The following is a 13,003-nucleotide window of genomic DNA, read 5'->3' on the forward strand; positions in this document are numbered from 1 at the left end:
GAAATTGGCAGGAGCCGTTTGCGTGGCGGTTGCCGAACGCACCCTTGCGGCTGCGATCCCACCCGGTTGCGTACCTTTCGCCCCCCGGCGAATGGCCCGATCCCGCTGCCTACGGCTCCTGTCAAATCTGACGACAAAGTCGCCATCTCCTGTGCCGACAGGAACTAGCCACAAACCATTGCCAAGTTCTTAACGCGCTCGAAAACCACGAAAACCCGGCCTGTTTCGTCCGCTTAAAAGCATGTAAGAAATCGCGACATTCCCGCGCTTTCGGCCGCGATCAGCCTGCCCGGCCCTGCCACTTGCGCTCCGCCATGCGGCGCAGCGCCTCGTTCATGGCCTCCAGACCCCTGCCGACTTTCTCGCCCAGCGCCCGCGAGACGATCCGGCCCAGCGCGCCGCCCATGATCTCGCCGTTGGTGACGGCGCAGGCGGTGGGCGACAGTTCCTCGATCTCGACGAATCGATGGGTCTTCAAAAGCCCGCCAAGCCCCGACATCGCGTATTCGAGGCGCTCGTTCGTCTCCACCACGAGAATTCGCGCTGTGCCGGCCTGCGGCTTCATGCCTTCCAGCTTGACCTTGAAGCGCACCGCAGCGCCCGGTTCGGCCCGGCCCCGGCTTTCGATGTAGAGCGGGTTCCAGCCCTGCCAGCCTTCGAAATCGGCTATGAAGTCCCACACCAGTTCGGGCGGCGCCGCGATTTCGACCCGGTGGCCTATGCACGTACCCCGCAGCCGTCCTGGAACGTCGTCGCAGCCGGACAGCACATAGGCCGATGGCTCCCCGCTCACAGCAGGGCCTGGGCCAGATCGCGCCAGTGTGGCAACAGCGTGTCGAAACCGCCGCCCTGCGGCCCGGCGATCACCTGCAGGCAGACGTGGTCGGCTCCGGCCTCGAGATGCGCCTGCACCCGCTCGGCCACCTTCTCCACGCTGCCGATGGCGAACAGCGCGTCGAGCAGGCGGTCGTCGCAGGCGTCGATTTCGGCTTCGCTGAAGCCGAGACGCAGCCAGTTGTTCCGGTAGTTGGGCAGGCGGGCGTAGTGCTCCAGCGCTCCGAGCGCCAGTTCGCGAGCCCTGGTGGCGTCAGCCTCGAGAATCACGCCCTGCTCCGGCGCCAGGAGCGGCCCCGCGCCAAGGATCGCGCGGGCCTGCGCGGTGTGTTCGGGTGTGACCAGATAGGGATGCGCGCCCGAGGTCCGCTCACCCGAGAGCGCGACCATCTTTGGCCCCAGCGCCGCGAGGCACAGGTTGTCCCGCGGCATATCGTTCGCGAACAGGCCATCGAGGAAGGCGGAGGTCACTTCGAGCGGCTTGCCCCACTTCTCGCCGATGAGCGGACCGTGGCTGATGCCCAGGCCCAGCAGCGTGCGCGCCTTCCAGTCCTCGGGCAGGCTGGCGAACCAGGCCGCGAGCTCGGCGGGATCGTGCTTCCAGATGTTGAGGATGCCGGTGGCGATGGTGATGCGCGATGTGGCGCCGAGCAGCCGCTCGACCTCGGGCGGGGCGCCGTCGTCGATCCCGCCGGGAATCCACAGCGCGCCGTATCCCAGCGCATCGAGTTCCTCTGCCGCCGCGCTCGACCGGGCCTTGTCGCCGAAGCGCAGTTCCAGCGACCACAGGCCGACTTTTCCGATGGCGGGCACGGTCATGGCTCTCTCCTCGATCCCTGTTGCCGCCGATCCTGCGATCACCGCCCCGCCCCATCAAGGTCTTTCGGCGCGGCCTCCCCGGCATCGCCCCAGCGACCAACGCGGTCCGGCGCGCCGCCTGCCAAACGTCCAGTTGATCGCGCCGGGCGCGCGGCCTAGCCCTTTGGAATGGGAGACTTCGACTACATCATCGTCGGCGGAGGCAGCGCCGGCTGCGTGCTCGCCAACCGCCTCAGCGCCGATCCGCGCAGCCGCGTCCTGCTGCTCGAGGCGGGCGGCAAGGACGACTACATCTGGATCCGCGTGCCGGTGGGCTACCTCTACTGCATCGGCAACCCGCGCACCGACTGGTGCATGTCCACCGACGCCGAGGAAGGGCTCGGCGGCCGGGCGCTGAAATATCCCCGCGGGCGGGTGCTGGGGGGATCCTCGTCGATCAACGGCATGATCTACATGCGCGGGCAGGCCGCCGACTACGACGGCTGGCGGCAGGCGGGCAATGCCGGCTGGGGCTGGGACGAGGTGCTGCGCTACTTCACCCGCGCCGAGGACCACTACGAGGGCGCCAGCGCATTCCACGGCGGCGGCGGCGAGATCCGGGTCGAGCGCCAGCGCCTGCGCTGGGACATTCTCGAGGCCTTCCGCGACGCCTGCGGAGAACACGGCATCCCGCACTCCCACGACTTCAACACCGGCGACAACGAGGGCGCGGGCTTCTTCCAGGTCACCCAGCGCAAGGGCTGGCGGTGGAGCGCGTCCGACGCCTTCCTGAAGCCCGTGCGCAGCCGCGCCAACCTCAAGGTCGAGACCGGCGCTCTGGTCGACCGGGTGATCGTCGAGGAGGGCCGCGCGGTGGGCGTGGCCTACTCCATTGGCGGCGTGAAGCGCGAGGCCCGGGCGGGCGGCGAAGTGATCCTGTCGGCGGGCGCCATCGGCTCCCCCGCGATCCTCGAGCGCAGCGGCATCGGCAGCGCGGCGCGGCTGTCAGGCCTCGGCATCGCGCCCGTGCTCGACCGCCCCGAAGTCGGCGGCAACCTGCAGGACCACCTGCAATTGCGCTGCGCCTGGCGCGTCTCGGGCGTGGCGACGCTCAACGCGCGGGCGGCGAACCTCTTCGGCAAGGCGCTGATCGGTATGGAATACGCGCTGCGCCGCACCGGGCCGATGGCCATGGCGCCGAGCCAGCTGGGCGTCTTCACCCGCAGCCACCCCCGCTACGCCACCGCCAACTTGGAATACCATGTCCAGCCCTTGAGCCTCGCGGCTTTCGGCGGGGCGCTGGATCCCTTCCCCGCCTTCACCGCCAGCGTCTGCAATTTGCGGCCCGAGAGCCGGGGCACCAGTCGCATCACCACCGCCGACCCCGCCATGCCGCCCGCGATCCGCCCCAACTACCTCTCCGCCGAGGAAGACCGCCGCGTCGCCGCCGAGGCCATCCGTATCACCCGCGGCATCGTCGCCGAGCCGGCGCTCGCCAAGTACCACCCCGAGGAAGTACGCCCCGGCATCGCCTTCCAGAGCGAGGAGGACCTCCAGCGCGCCGCCGCCGAGATCGGCACGACCATCTTCCACCCCGTCGGCACGGCGGCGATGGGCTCGGTGGTCGACGCGGAACTTCGCGTCATCGGCGTGGGAGCGTTGCGCGTCATCGACGCTTCGGTGATGCCGGCGATCACCTCGGGCAACACCAATGCGCCGACCATGATGATCGCCGAGAAGGGTGCCGAGATGGTGCTGGCGGCGGGGAAGGCGGTAGGCCACTGAGTCGGAAGCAATCATAGCGTCCAAACTCCCGTCGTCCCCGCGTAGGCGGGGACCCCGCTTGTTCCTTCGACCGCTCAATCCACCGCAAGGAAGCGGGGCCCCCGCCTTCGCGGGGGCGACGGATAAGGATGGAGCGGGATCTTCGGGGCCTGGCGATGCCCCCAAGCCTTGCCTAAACCAGCAGTTCCCGCGTCCGCTTGACGATCTCGCCGACGTAGTCCCGCGCGGCCCGCCCGCTCTGCGCCGCCGCCATCAGCGGCACCTCGAGGCCGAGCACCTGCCCCCTCGGCAGCGCCTCGACGAATTCGCGCATCGGCAGCTCGCCCTGCCCGGGTATCATGCGGCCGGACATCGCCTCGGTCATGTAGTCGCCCGCCGCCTTGCGCGGGGCATCGCTCAGCTGGACATGGCCGATCAGCGCCGGGTCGAGTTCGGCAATCTGCCGCACCGTCCCGCCCGAGCGGAAGAAGTGCATCGAATCGATCAGCACCGTCGCCTTGCCCTCGCCGATGTGACGGACGGCTTCCAGCGCCTCGGGCAGCGAGCGGATGGTGAAGATCGGGCAGAATTCGATCGAGAACTCCATGCCGCGTTCCTCCGCCATGCCCGCCAGCACGGCGAGCTGGTCGAGGGCGCGGCCCCGTTCGGCGCCCATGTCCACCGCGTTCACGCGCAGCGCGCCGAGTTCGGCGAAGAGGTCCATGTCGGCGGCACGGTCCGCCGCATCGAGGTCCGCCGAGACACCGAGCCCTTCGGCGATCGAGATCGACACGCCCCGGTCCGCCAGAGCCGCCTTGAGATCACGCCGCAGAGCGGCATCCTCGCGCAGTGACCATGCGGGGTAGCCGTGCGGGTTGAACCGCTCCGGAAGCTGTCCCAGCCCCATCGAAACCGCCTTGCAGCCAAGGTCGGCGGCCAGCGTCACATGCTCGACCGGCCCAAGCCCGAGCACAGTCAGCAGTTCGAGCCCGATCGGATGACCCATGGATGCGATTCCTCTCCCGTTTGGACGCGGTATACAGGCTTGCTCACGGACCGACACGGGCAATTCGCGGGGCCTCGGCGGCAACGCGCAAAAAACGAAGGCGCGGCGGTGGTGGCTCCGCCGCGCCTTGCGCTTCTCCCCTTCCTTGGCTCCTCGCGAAAGACCCAGCCGGTCCTTCGCGCCATTCTCCCTGCGATGTTCTGTTCTTCGCCTGTCCGGCTTTGCCCCGTGTCAGGCCAGCTTCTTCTGCAGCCGCGCGACAGCGCGGTCGATTTCGGCACGGGCGTTCTCGCCGACTTCACCCTCGACCACCCGGTAGACGATCCGGCCGTTTTCCAGGGAATAGGCCACCGTCGCCATGCCGTCGTTGAAACTGGCAAGGTAGAGCGCCGGCTTGCGCTGGATAAGGCCAAGATCGTCCGTCCGGGGAACAAGCGTGTCGCGCATGTAGTAGGCGCCTGTCATGGCGCTCTTTTCGACATGCGTATCGGCAGCGTGGCCTGCACTGGAAACCGCCATTGCCGACAGGACCAGGCCCGCCTGCAATGCTGTCAGGAATCGCTTCATGACAAACACCCTCTCCCGTGACGGTGCCGACATGGGCCCGCCATCTGGTAAAGCAATTCGTATCATCGGCATTGGTTTCCCGGAAGCGAACAATCCTCAGGAACCTTAGGGTTTCTGCGGTTTCCGCACTGCAAAACGATCGCCGTACCGGCTGGTCCGGCCATTCGGGATGAGCATCGGGAGCGGTTTTGGAAACGCCGTTCCCCAAAAGAGCGCCGACAAGGCGGGCCGAGCGGCCTGCGCCCGGCGTCAGACGATCGTCATGCGCACCCGTCATGCTGCCGGAGCAGGACCGGACGATTTATGCGGATGCTGCAGGCGCAAATGCGGGCGATGGGCGAAAATCGGCCCGAATCGTCTCCCGCAAACGGTCTGCGGCGTCGTATCGGAACCCTGCCGCGAGGGCCGCGTTGGATGGACCGGCACGCGATTCCCTATTCAGAAAGGCCCCGAATATGACCACCAACACCGCCTCCGCCCGCTATGAAGGTCTCGGCAAGGACGGCAAGGGCTCGATCAACACGAAGTCCGGCGTGCTCAGCGACCAGCCCTATGGCTTCGGCACCCGCTTCGAAGGCAAGCCCGGCACCAATCCCGAGGAACTGATCGCCGCCGCCCACGCCTCGTGCTTCACGATGGCGACGAGCTTCGCACTGTCCGCCGCCGGCTATGCCGAGGGCACGCTCGACACCCAGTGCACGGTCACGCTCGACAAGGACGGCGACGGCTTCTCGGTAACAAAGTCCGCGCTCACGCTGACCGCCTCGATCCCCGGCATCACGCCCGAGGACTTCGCCCGCATCGCCGACGAGGCCAAGGCCGGCTGCCCGATCTCCAAGCTTCTGAAGTGCGAGATCACGCTCGAAAAGTCGCTCGCCGGCTAAGCTGGCTTTCATCGGCCGCATCGGCCAAGGCAAATGGGCGCGGCGACCCTCGCCGCGCCCGTTTTTGCTTTGAGGATTCCACCATGGCCGGTGACGACGAAGACTACGTCTACGACGAAGAGAGCGGCGAATGGCTGCCCGCCGCCGAACTCGCCCGGCGCCGCGCCGCCGCCGACAGCATCGAGGTGCGCGACGCGGTGGGCAACCTCCTAGCCGACGGAGATCAGGTGACCCTCATCAAGGATCTCGACGTGAAGGGCGCGGGGCAGACGCTCAAGCAGGGCACCGTGATCAAATCGATCCGCCTCACCGGCGATCCGCAGGAGATCGACTGCAAGTTCCCCGGCATCAAGGGCCTCGTCCTGCGCGCGGAATTCGTCCGCAAGCGCTGAGAAGGGAACGCCGCCACGGCTGGAGTGTTCAGGCATGCGGAGGGGCAGTCGGAGCAACCGCCGTGCGTGCAACTGGAACCGTGATCGCCGCTGCCCTGTTTGGCGCCGTCAGCCTGGGAACGCTGGCGGGCGCCGTGATCCCCGCCGACATGAAATCGTCCTCGGCCCCCGACTGGCGCGATACCTATGCCGCGCCGCCCACGATGGATGGGCAGGACTACTACGTCGAACCAGCCCCCCAGGATCTCTCGCCCCCGCTCGCCACGACATCGTGGCTGGATGCGTTCGCCCCCGGGGAGAGCGCCGAGCCTGTCCCACTGGCACCCTATGCCTACGACGATGACGGCCTGGGGTATGATCCCGGCTCGGTCGCCGTCAGCTACGACCCCGCCGCCGAAACCGCTCCATCCATCGATGCCTCCGCCGACGAGCAGGCTGCGGCAGCCCAGGACGTCGCCGCGGCGGTGCAGCAGGCCGAAACGGAAAGTGACGCGCGTTCGACCCCGGTTTCCTAGGCGCGCCTACTTGCCCCTGGTGCGGGGGCGCCGTTCGGTCCACGCGCAGCCGCTACGGGTTTCGGAGCCGATCTGGAGCGTGGCGACGAAGGGATAACGCGCATCGGACATGCCGTCCGAGCATTCGGCGGGCGTGATCGCCAGGGTCACGGCGTCTGCCTTCAGGGCGCCGCTGTAAGAAACCCCGCCGCGCCCGGCGAAACGGGTGGCTGCCACGGTTTCGCCCTCGGCGTTCTCGGGCGTGGTGTACGTGAGACGGTCGGCGCCGACCTTGCCGCCCCAGAACGGCTCCGTACCCAGGAAATGGACCGTCTCCTGCGCGCCGATGCCGTTCCATGGGTGATGGTCTGCGGCGTCGCCCGGCATCTGCTCGGTCGTCGAATGACATGCTGCAGCAGCGAGCAGGATCAGGGGCATCGCAAAGCGGAACGGTTTCGAGCGGATCATTCCCCCGTCTACTCCAGTTGAAGCAACCCGAACAAGCCCGCGGACCGGCCGAATCACTACCGGCATGTTAACGAAGATTTTCCCGATTCTCCCCGCCGAGACGCCCGTTCTCCGACCCGAATGGATTTTTTTGGACACGGCGTTCTCTCCCGCTGCCCAAAAAACGGGCAAAAACCGCGACTGTTGCAGATTTCGCAACACCGGGTTCCCCAATTGGAATTGCGCCCCAGGACGACATGGCGTTTTGCTGCAACGCAACAAGACCACAGATGAACGAGGCGATTTTCCGGCCTCACCAAGTTAGGGATTTTGTCCATGTTCAAGACCGTTTTCGCCACCGCCGCCCTTTCGCTTCTCGCCGTTCCGGCCGTCGCCCAGGCCGAAGATGCCCGCGAATTCTCGCACGAAGGCGTGAACTACGCCTACACCACGCAGCAGAAGGGCAAGGTCACCGTGATCGACGGCGCCACTTCCTCCGGCGTGCCGTTCCGCCTCTACGTGAAGGGCGACCGCGTTTCGGGCACCTACAACAGCCGCTACGTCTCGTTCACGACCACCGAAGCTGCCAAGCTGAACCTCGCGCAGTAATCGGTCACTGACCTCGCCGCCGCGCGTCCGGGCACTCTCCTCTCTCCCGATGCCCGGGTGAAGCAGCGCCGAACAGGGCGCCGTCCCCCTCGTGCGGGACGGCGCCCTTTTTGCGTGCCGTGCCTGCGTTCAGCGGGCCGACAGCCGCCCCGGCCTATCGCACCGCGCCGGGGTGGTCAGATATCGGAGATGAAATGGCTGCAGGGAAGCTTGTCCTGCTGCTTGTCGCGGGCGGTCTTGCCGGTGCGGCGTTCGCAGGCATGACGACGGGCGTGATGCGCCCTTATCGCGACCGTGAAGCGGTCGTGGCCGTCCAGCCGGTCCGAACGGCCGAACTGCCGGCCGCCGACGACAACGCGCCCTACGCCGCGCGTGCGCCTGCCCCTTCGTGGCTGGACGAGGGCGTTTCGCTGCTCGATTCTCCTGCCTGGCCGTTCGGGCACGGCCTGGGAGGCGAGGAAGCGGCCCCGCCGCCCTATGGCTACGATCATCGCGACTATGACGACGAAGATGCGCGGCGATACGAAGACGGCCGCTGGGACCACGACGACCGTCCTCGGCGGGGCTACCGCGCGTTCGACGGCTACGCCGACGAATCCGGCCCTTCCGCGCAGATGGAGCGGGAGCGGCCCGCCTCGCGCCAGGGCGACGCCGCCGCCGACGCGGCCAGGAGCGCTGCCGAGGCCGCGCAGGATGTCATCGCCGCCCAGAACGGACACTAGCGCTGGCCGCGACGACCGGCCACGTCTACCACCCCGGCCATGCACGACCCCATTGCCAACGCCGCGCTGGCTCGCGAAGATATTCAGCGCCTGCTCCCGGCCCCGCGCCACCTGATCGACTGCGACCTCGAGGGCGCCGATCTGTCGGGCCTCGACCTGTCGAACTGGACTTTCGAGCGCTGCGCCCTGCGCCGTACCGACTTCAGCCGCGCGAGGCTGGAGGACACGACCTGGAACACCTGCCGCGGCGCCTTCGCCGACTTCGTGGAGAGCGACCTGACGGCGGCGCGGTTCCTGTCCTGCGACTTCAACAATGCGGTGTTCCGGCGCGCCACGCTGGACAACGCGCGGTTCAGCCGTGGCAAGCTCACCGGCGCGGATCTGTGCGAGGCCCGCGCGGTCGACCTTGTGTTCGACGAGACGCTGCTGGTGGGGGCGCGGCTCGTCGGCCACTCGTTCCGCAAGGCGCGGCTGGAGCGGATCGACTTCTCGCAGGCGGACCTCGCCAAGTGCGACTTCCGGCAGGCGAGCTTCACCGATTGCAGCCTGCGCGAGGCCAACGTGGAGGGCGCGCGCTTCGACGGCGCGGACCTGCGCGGGGCGGACCTCGGCGGGCTTAGGCTGGCGGATGCCCGCGTGCTGCGCGGCGCGACGATATCGGCCGCGCAGGCCGGTCAGCTGCTGGGAGAACTCGGGATCAACGTTCGTTAGCGGAAAGGCGCTCGATGTTGGCCTGCACGGCGCGGCGGTAGTGCTGGAGCGTGCGGCTGCAGACGGTGCTCGGATCGTGGCCGAGCTTGCCGCTCGCCAGCGCAAGGCCCAGCTCCCAGCCAGCCCAGACCTTTTCGGTGACCATGCGAACCATCTCGTCGCCTGCCCCGGCGTCGCCCTGGCCGATGCGTGCAGTGCGCAGGGCGATCACCGAATTGGCTTCGACCCACAGCTTCCCGGCATCGTCGAGAATGCCGGAAGCGTCGGAGAACATGTCGGTGGCAGTTGACTCGGACTTCATCGACAAATGCTCCTGCGCCCTGCCCGCGCGCAGGAATTGCACGCGGTGCGCAGGCACCGGCCGTTCTCGGGAATCCTCGGGAAGAGAGCCCCACGGCGCGACCCCGCGCCGGGTTGCTGGCGCCCCATAGCCGATCGCGGGGCGCCGCCCAAGAGCTTTACGTAAACGGGAGCCTCACGCGAGCGTGACGAAGACTTCCGCCTCGATCAGCCACGCGCCCGCGACATCGCGCCACTTGGCGAAGTACGTGCCCGAGGCCTCCGCCGTGTCGGCCCCTGCCGCCGTGCCCTGCCATCGCCCCTGCTCCATGGCGATGGGCTCGACCGCGGACGCCGCGATGCTGTCGGTGGTGCGCAGATAGACGAGCCGCTGCGGGTGACCGAACTCCCGCCGCCAGACCTTCACTTGCGCCATGCGGCCGGCGATCACCGCGCTGTCGGTGCCGGTCACCATCACGCAGTCCCGCGCCAGTAGCGATCCGATGGCGCCGGCGTCGCCTTCGGCGATGGCGCGGTTGAATTCCGCGCGCCGGGCGCGGATGGCAAGTTCGGCGGACGCGCTCACGGCCGGACCGGATTGGCCGCGGCGGCGCCGACGACGGTGTTCCAGCGCCGCACGCTCCAGCGCTCGACGAGGCCATTGGTCACATAGGGATCGGCGCGCGCAAAGGCCTCGGCCGCGTCAGGTCCATTCCCTGCGAACAGCAGCAATGCTGCGTCCACGGGATCCTCGACCGCGCCGCCGAGCAGGAGTTCGCCGCGCGCTGCCGCATCCCAGGCGAGCGCCAGGTGCGCGGGGCGGTGGACGGGACGGCGCTCCAGGTAATCGGGCGCGAGGTGGTAAGTGAGAAGGTAGTGGTCCATGCCCGCATCTTGCCGCGATGCGGGCGAGTAGGAAAGTCCGTTAGGTTCAGAGGCAGCCTTCGACGTAAGCCAGCGTCGGCATTTCTCCAACATGGATGAGGCCGACCTTGCCGTCCGCGTCGATCTCGAAGCGCAGCGCCGATTCGCCGGGCCTTGCGTTGGGGGCGGTGAGGTACTTGGCGGGGGCGTCCTGGTACTTGTGCGGCTCCTCGCGGAAGCCGGCGAACCATTTCTTCACCTCGGCCTCGCTGGCACCGACGCCGATGCCCTCGGCCAGCTTGACCCTGGAATTCTTGCCGAGAGTGATGCGGCGAACCGCGCCTTTCTCGACGATGGCGTAGACCCCGGGATAGTCCGGCGAGGTGACCGTACGGCAGGCGTCGCCGGTCTGGGCGCCGCGCTCGGCCCAGGAACCGCCTTTGGGCACCGGTTGGCCAATGCGCAGGGCGCCCAGACCCTCAAGTCCGAGCACTTCGGCCGAGGGCGCGGCGGAGGCGACGGGCGCAGCGTCGCTCGGCGCGGCCTCCAACGCGGAAGCGGCGGTGGTTTCCTCCACGGCGGCGGTCGAGCCGCCATCGGAAGGCGCCGTGCCCGAGCAGGCGGCGAGCGCAAGGGCCATGAGGGCGGGAGCGGTGAACGCAGCGATCTGTCTCATGGGATGGGAAACGGCATGCCCGGCGGCAGGTTCCATCCCGCTCGCCTGCGAGGACGTTCAGTCCTCCTGCAAATGGTCCCGGAACCAGTCCGCCAGTTCGTCTTCCGATAGAGTACCGGCAGCAAGGGCGAGCACCATATCGATCGCCTCCTTGGGCGCGTAAGCGACGGCCGAGCCGTTGAGTTTCAGGAACAGCCGCGCGAGCACCCATGCCGTGCGCTTATTACCGTCGCTGAAGGGATGATTGCGCGCGATGCCATAGGCATAGGCGGCCGCCAGCACGCAGTGGTCTTCCTCGCCGCACGCCCACTTATTGTGAGGACGCGCCATCGCGCTTTCCAGGCCGCCGGCATCGCGAATGCCCGTGCCGCCGCCGTGTTCGGCCAGTTGCCGGTCGTGGATGGCGAGCGCCAGTGCGCTTTCGAGCCAGACCGGCTCAGCGCGTTCGTTCATCCCGCGCGCCCGTTACTTGGCGAGGACGCGCAGGATGTCGCGGTCTTCCCGCATGATTGCCTCCGCCGCCTCCATCTTGGCGGCGAAGTCCGGATCGCCGGCGGTGAGGCGCACGCCGTCGGGCGATTCCGTCAGGTACAGTGTATCGCCAGGCCCGACGCGAAGCAGTGCAAGTATCTCCTTGGGGAGGATGACCCCGGCGGAATTGCCGATCCTGGTGATCTTGAGAGTCGCGTTCATACGGATGTTATAATCCCCGCGCGACCAATGTTCAATCCTCGCCCAGCTTCGCGATGAGGGCCATGGCGGCGGCCGGGGCGCGTTCCTTGGCGCCGTTGATGAAGAAGGCGAAGACCTCGTTCCCGTCCTTTGCCCATTGCCGGACCCTGCCGGCCCAGTGGTCGATCTCGTCGTCGGGGTAGCCCTGCTCCAGCTTGGCCTGCGCGTTCTGGAGGCGGGCATAGACGAACGGAGCGCCGTCCAGCGCCTTCTCGAACGCCGGGTACTTGCGCGAATCGGCGAGGACCACGGCCACGCCCGCTTTCTTGGCGAGGGCGAAGAAGGCGGGATCGTCGAAGCTCTCGTGGCGCGGCTCGATGGCGTGGCGCAGTTTCAGACCCTCGTGGCTGGCGGGCAACAGGGCAAGGAAGGCGCCGATCTCGTCGGGTTCGAATTTCTTGGTGGCGGCGAGCTGCCAGTTGATCGGGCCCAGCTTGTCGCCCAGCTCGACGAGGCCCTGCGCGAGGAAGTTCTCCACGCCCTCACCCGCCTCGGACAGGTCCTTTCGGTTGGTGCAGTAGCGCGAGCCCTTGAGCGCGAACCGGAAGCGCTCGGGCACGGCGTCGCGCCACTTGGCGAAGCTGGCGGGGCTTTGGCGGCGGTAGAAGGTGGCGTTGATCTCGGTGCCGGTCAGGTGCTCGCCGACGTAGGCGAGCTGGCGCGCCTGGGGCAGGCCCTTGGGATAGAAGGTCTGCTGCCAGGGCTCGTAGCTCCAGCCGCCGATGCCGATGTGGACTTTGGCGCTCACGATGTCTTCCTCGACAGGCGTTTACGGTTGGCGGTGACGCGCTTGCGGTAGTGGCTGACCGCCCGCTGCGCGCTCTTTTCCGGGGTCATCAATCCGCCGGTCGCCATCATCGTCGCCAGCTCGGCACCGGCCTGCAGCTTCTCCGACACCATCAGCCGGTTCTCGCGGTCGCTGCCGCGGCCGGTCATCATGTCGGTTGTGCGCATGCCCACGACCATCATCGATTCGGCCCAGAGCCAGTAGCTGTCGTGGGCCAGCTTCATCAGGTCGGTGGTGGAACTGCGCGCCATGAATCGAACCTCCGAAGAGCCTACTGACCAAACCTAACACCCCGCGTCGCCCCCGCGAAAGCGGCGGTCCCGCTTTTTCTTCCCGCGCCGCGTAGAAGAAAGGAAGCGGGGTCCCCGCCTGCGCGGGGGACGACGGCGGTGTTGGTTCAAGCCTCGGGCCCGCGAAAGGCTGCGCGCCGGCGTGCG

The 13,003-nt window shown here is 67.9% G+C and carries 20 protein-coding genes; 7 read left to right on the forward strand and 13 right to left on the reverse strand.

Annotated elements, in window-relative coordinates; all coding sequences use genetic code 11:
- Positions 1-280: 280 nt before the first annotated feature.
- Positions 281-793, reverse strand: coding sequence for an SRPBCC family protein (locus AC07M9_RS12655; RefSeq protein WP_494884107.1), 513 nt, complete (start codon positions 791-793; stop codon positions 281-283).
- Positions 790-1,653: a TIGR03620 family F420-dependent LLM class oxidoreductase gene (locus AC07M9_RS12660; RefSeq protein ID WP_494884108.1), complete on the reverse strand. Its 864-nt coding sequence runs from the start codon at positions 1,651-1,653 to the stop codon at positions 790-792. The genes AC07M9_RS12655 and AC07M9_RS12660 overlap by 4 nt, the downstream gene beginning before the upstream one ends.
- A gap of 168 nt (positions 1,654-1,821) precedes the next feature.
- On the opposite strand from AC07M9_RS12660, the gene AC07M9_RS12665 reads away from it, so the two are divergent.
- Positions 1,822-3,417 carry a GMC family oxidoreductase gene (locus tag AC07M9_RS12665; protein ID WP_494884109.1) on the forward strand — a complete coding sequence of 532 codons (1,596 nt, stop codon included), beginning with the start codon at positions 1,822-1,824 and terminating at the stop codon, positions 3,415-3,417.
- Between the two features lie 172 nt (positions 3,418-3,589).
- On the opposite strand, the gene AC07M9_RS12670 is transcribed toward AC07M9_RS12665, so the two are convergent.
- A complete protein-coding gene (locus AC07M9_RS12670; protein WP_494884110.1) occupies positions 3,590-4,402 on the reverse strand; it encodes a sugar phosphate isomerase/epimerase family protein in 813 nt (270 codons plus the stop codon).
- Between the two features lie 231 nt (positions 4,403-4,633).
- A complete protein-coding gene (locus AC07M9_RS12675; RefSeq protein WP_494884111.1) occupies positions 4,634-4,969 on the reverse strand; it encodes a hypothetical protein in 336 nt (111 codons plus the stop codon).
- A 455-nt stretch (positions 4,970-5,424) separates the two neighbouring features.
- On the opposite strand from AC07M9_RS12675, the gene AC07M9_RS12680 reads away from it, so the two are divergent.
- The 3 genes from AC07M9_RS12680 to AC07M9_RS12690 all read left to right on the forward strand — a co-directional run bounded on the left by AC07M9_RS12680 (position 5,425) and on the right by AC07M9_RS12690 (position 6,760).
- A complete protein-coding gene (locus tag AC07M9_RS12680) occupies positions 5,425-5,853 on the forward strand; it encodes an OsmC family protein (protein ID WP_494884112.1) in 429 nt (142 codons plus the stop codon).
- Between the two features lie 83 nt (positions 5,854-5,936).
- Entirely contained in the window at positions 5,937-6,245 is a 309-nt protein-coding gene (locus AC07M9_RS12685; RefSeq protein ID WP_494884113.1) for an alkylphosphonate utilization protein, read from the forward strand.
- Between the two features lie 62 nt (positions 6,246-6,307).
- Entirely contained in the window at positions 6,308-6,760 is a 453-nt protein-coding gene (locus AC07M9_RS12690; RefSeq protein WP_494884114.1) for a hypothetical protein, read from the forward strand.
- Positions 6,761-6,766: 6 nt separating this feature from the next.
- Here AC07M9_RS12690 and AC07M9_RS12695 read toward each other — a convergent pair whose 3' ends face one another.
- Positions 6,767-7,207 carry a COG3650 family protein gene (locus tag AC07M9_RS12695; RefSeq protein ID WP_494884115.1) on the reverse strand — a complete coding sequence of 147 codons (441 nt, stop codon included), beginning with the start codon at positions 7,205-7,207 and terminating at the stop codon, positions 6,767-6,769.
- Between the two features lie 315 nt (positions 7,208-7,522).
- Between AC07M9_RS12695 and AC07M9_RS12700 the strand changes: the two genes are divergently transcribed.
- From AC07M9_RS12700 to AC07M9_RS12710, 3 genes are all read left to right on the forward strand, one after another.
- A complete protein-coding gene (locus AC07M9_RS12700) occupies positions 7,523-7,795 on the forward strand; it encodes a hypothetical protein (RefSeq protein ID WP_494884116.1) in 273 nt (90 codons plus the stop codon).
- 194 nt (positions 7,796-7,989) lie between these two features.
- A complete protein-coding gene (locus AC07M9_RS12705; protein WP_494884117.1) occupies positions 7,990-8,517 on the forward strand; it encodes a hypothetical protein in 528 nt (175 codons plus the stop codon).
- 39 nt (positions 8,518-8,556) lie between these two features.
- Positions 8,557-9,228 (forward strand): pentapeptide repeat-containing protein, encoded by a 672-nt coding sequence (locus AC07M9_RS12710; protein ID WP_494884118.1) that lies wholly within the window; start codon positions 8,557-8,559, stop codon positions 9,226-9,228.
- Here the strand turns inward: AC07M9_RS12710 and AC07M9_RS12715 are convergent.
- The 8 genes from AC07M9_RS12715 to AC07M9_RS12750 form a co-directional block, all read right to left on the reverse strand.
- On the reverse strand, positions 9,215-9,529 hold the full coding sequence (locus AC07M9_RS12715; RefSeq protein WP_494884119.1) for a hypothetical protein: 315 nt from the start codon (positions 9,527-9,529) through the stop codon (positions 9,215-9,217). The genes AC07M9_RS12710 and AC07M9_RS12715 overlap by 14 nt on opposite strands.
- 174 nt (positions 9,530-9,703) lie before the next feature.
- The gene (locus tag AC07M9_RS12720) at positions 9,704-10,093 is read right to left on the reverse strand and encodes a DUF4440 domain-containing protein (protein ID WP_494884120.1); all 390 of its coding nucleotides are present in this window, start codon (positions 10,091-10,093) and stop codon (positions 9,704-9,706) included.
- Positions 10,090-10,392: a YciI-like protein gene (locus AC07M9_RS12725; protein WP_494884121.1), complete on the reverse strand. Its 303-nt coding sequence runs from the start codon at positions 10,390-10,392 to the stop codon at positions 10,090-10,092. Before AC07M9_RS12725 ends, AC07M9_RS12720 begins: the two co-directional genes overlap by 4 nt.
- Before the next feature lie 46 nt (positions 10,393-10,438).
- Positions 10,439-11,047, reverse strand: a complete 609-nt coding sequence (locus tag AC07M9_RS12730; RefSeq protein WP_494884122.1) for a hypothetical protein — start codon at positions 11,045-11,047, stop codon at positions 10,439-10,441.
- A 57-nt stretch (positions 11,048-11,104) separates the two neighbouring features.
- Positions 11,105-11,500, reverse strand: coding sequence for a type II toxin-antitoxin system death-on-curing family toxin (locus tag AC07M9_RS12735; RefSeq protein WP_494884123.1), 396 nt, complete (start codon positions 11,498-11,500; stop codon positions 11,105-11,107).
- Between the two features lie 12 nt (positions 11,501-11,512).
- Positions 11,513-11,740 carry an AbrB/MazE/SpoVT family DNA-binding domain-containing protein gene (locus tag AC07M9_RS12740; RefSeq protein ID WP_494884124.1) on the reverse strand — a complete coding sequence of 76 codons (228 nt, stop codon included), beginning with the start codon at positions 11,738-11,740 and terminating at the stop codon, positions 11,513-11,515.
- A 31-nt stretch (positions 11,741-11,771) separates the two neighbouring features.
- Positions 11,772-12,527 carry a DUF72 domain-containing protein gene (locus AC07M9_RS12745; RefSeq protein WP_494884125.1) on the reverse strand — a complete coding sequence of 252 codons (756 nt, stop codon included), beginning with the start codon at positions 12,525-12,527 and terminating at the stop codon, positions 11,772-11,774.
- Positions 12,524-12,817 (reverse strand): hypothetical protein, encoded by a 294-nt coding sequence (locus AC07M9_RS12750; RefSeq protein ID WP_494884126.1) that lies wholly within the window; start codon positions 12,815-12,817, stop codon positions 12,524-12,526. Before AC07M9_RS12750 ends, AC07M9_RS12745 begins: the two co-directional genes overlap by 4 nt.
- Positions 12,818-13,003 lie beyond the last annotated feature (186 nt).

This window comes from Novosphingobium sp. GW821-FHT09E05, assembly GCF_059416165.1.

Coding starts and splice junctions, on each gene's coding strand:
- AC07M9_RS12660 (WP_494884108.1), bottom strand. CDS start 1,653: ATGACCGTGCCCGCCATCGGAAAAGTCGGCCTGTGGTCGCTGGAACTG.
- AC07M9_RS12665 (WP_494884109.1), top strand. CDS start 1,822: ATGGGAGACTTCGACTACATCATCGTCGGCGGAGGCAGCGCCGGCTGC.
- AC07M9_RS12670 (WP_494884110.1), bottom strand. CDS start 4,402: ATGGGTCATCCGATCGGGCTCGAACTGCTGACTGTGCTCGGGCTTGGG.
- AC07M9_RS12675 (WP_494884111.1), bottom strand. CDS start 4,969: ATGAAGCGATTCCTGACAGCATTGCAGGCGGGCCTGGTCCTGTCGGCA.
- AC07M9_RS12680 (WP_494884112.1), top strand. CDS start 5,425: ATGACCACCAACACCGCCTCCGCCCGCTATGAAGGTCTCGGCAAGGAC.
- AC07M9_RS12685 (WP_494884113.1), top strand. CDS start 5,937: ATGGCCGGTGACGACGAAGACTACGTCTACGACGAAGAGAGCGGCGAA.
- AC07M9_RS12695 (WP_494884115.1), bottom strand. CDS start 7,207: ATGATCCGCTCGAAACCGTTCCGCTTTGCGATGCCCCTGATCCTGCTC.
- AC07M9_RS12700 (WP_494884116.1), top strand. CDS start 7,523: ATGTTCAAGACCGTTTTCGCCACCGCCGCCCTTTCGCTTCTCGCCGTT.
- AC07M9_RS12705 (WP_494884117.1), top strand. CDS start 7,990: ATGGCTGCAGGGAAGCTTGTCCTGCTGCTTGTCGCGGGCGGTCTTGCC.
- AC07M9_RS12710 (WP_494884118.1), top strand. CDS start 8,557: ATGCACGACCCCATTGCCAACGCCGCGCTGGCTCGCGAAGATATTCAG.
- AC07M9_RS12715 (WP_494884119.1), bottom strand. CDS start 9,529: ATGAAGTCCGAGTCAACTGCCACCGACATGTTCTCCGACGCTTCCGGC.
- AC07M9_RS12725 (WP_494884121.1), bottom strand. CDS start 10,392: ATGGACCACTACCTTCTCACTTACCACCTCGCGCCCGATTACCTGGAG.
- AC07M9_RS12730 (WP_494884122.1), bottom strand. CDS start 11,047: ATGAGACAGATCGCTGCGTTCACCGCTCCCGCCCTCATGGCCCTTGCG.
- AC07M9_RS12735 (WP_494884123.1), bottom strand. CDS start 11,500: ATGAACGAACGCGCTGAGCCGGTCTGGCTCGAAAGCGCACTGGCGCTC.
- AC07M9_RS12740 (WP_494884124.1), bottom strand. CDS start 11,740: ATGAACGCGACTCTCAAGATCACCAGGATCGGCAATTCCGCCGGGGTC.
- AC07M9_RS12750 (WP_494884126.1), bottom strand. CDS start 12,817: ATGGCGCGCAGTTCCACCACCGACCTGATGAAGCTGGCCCACGACAGC.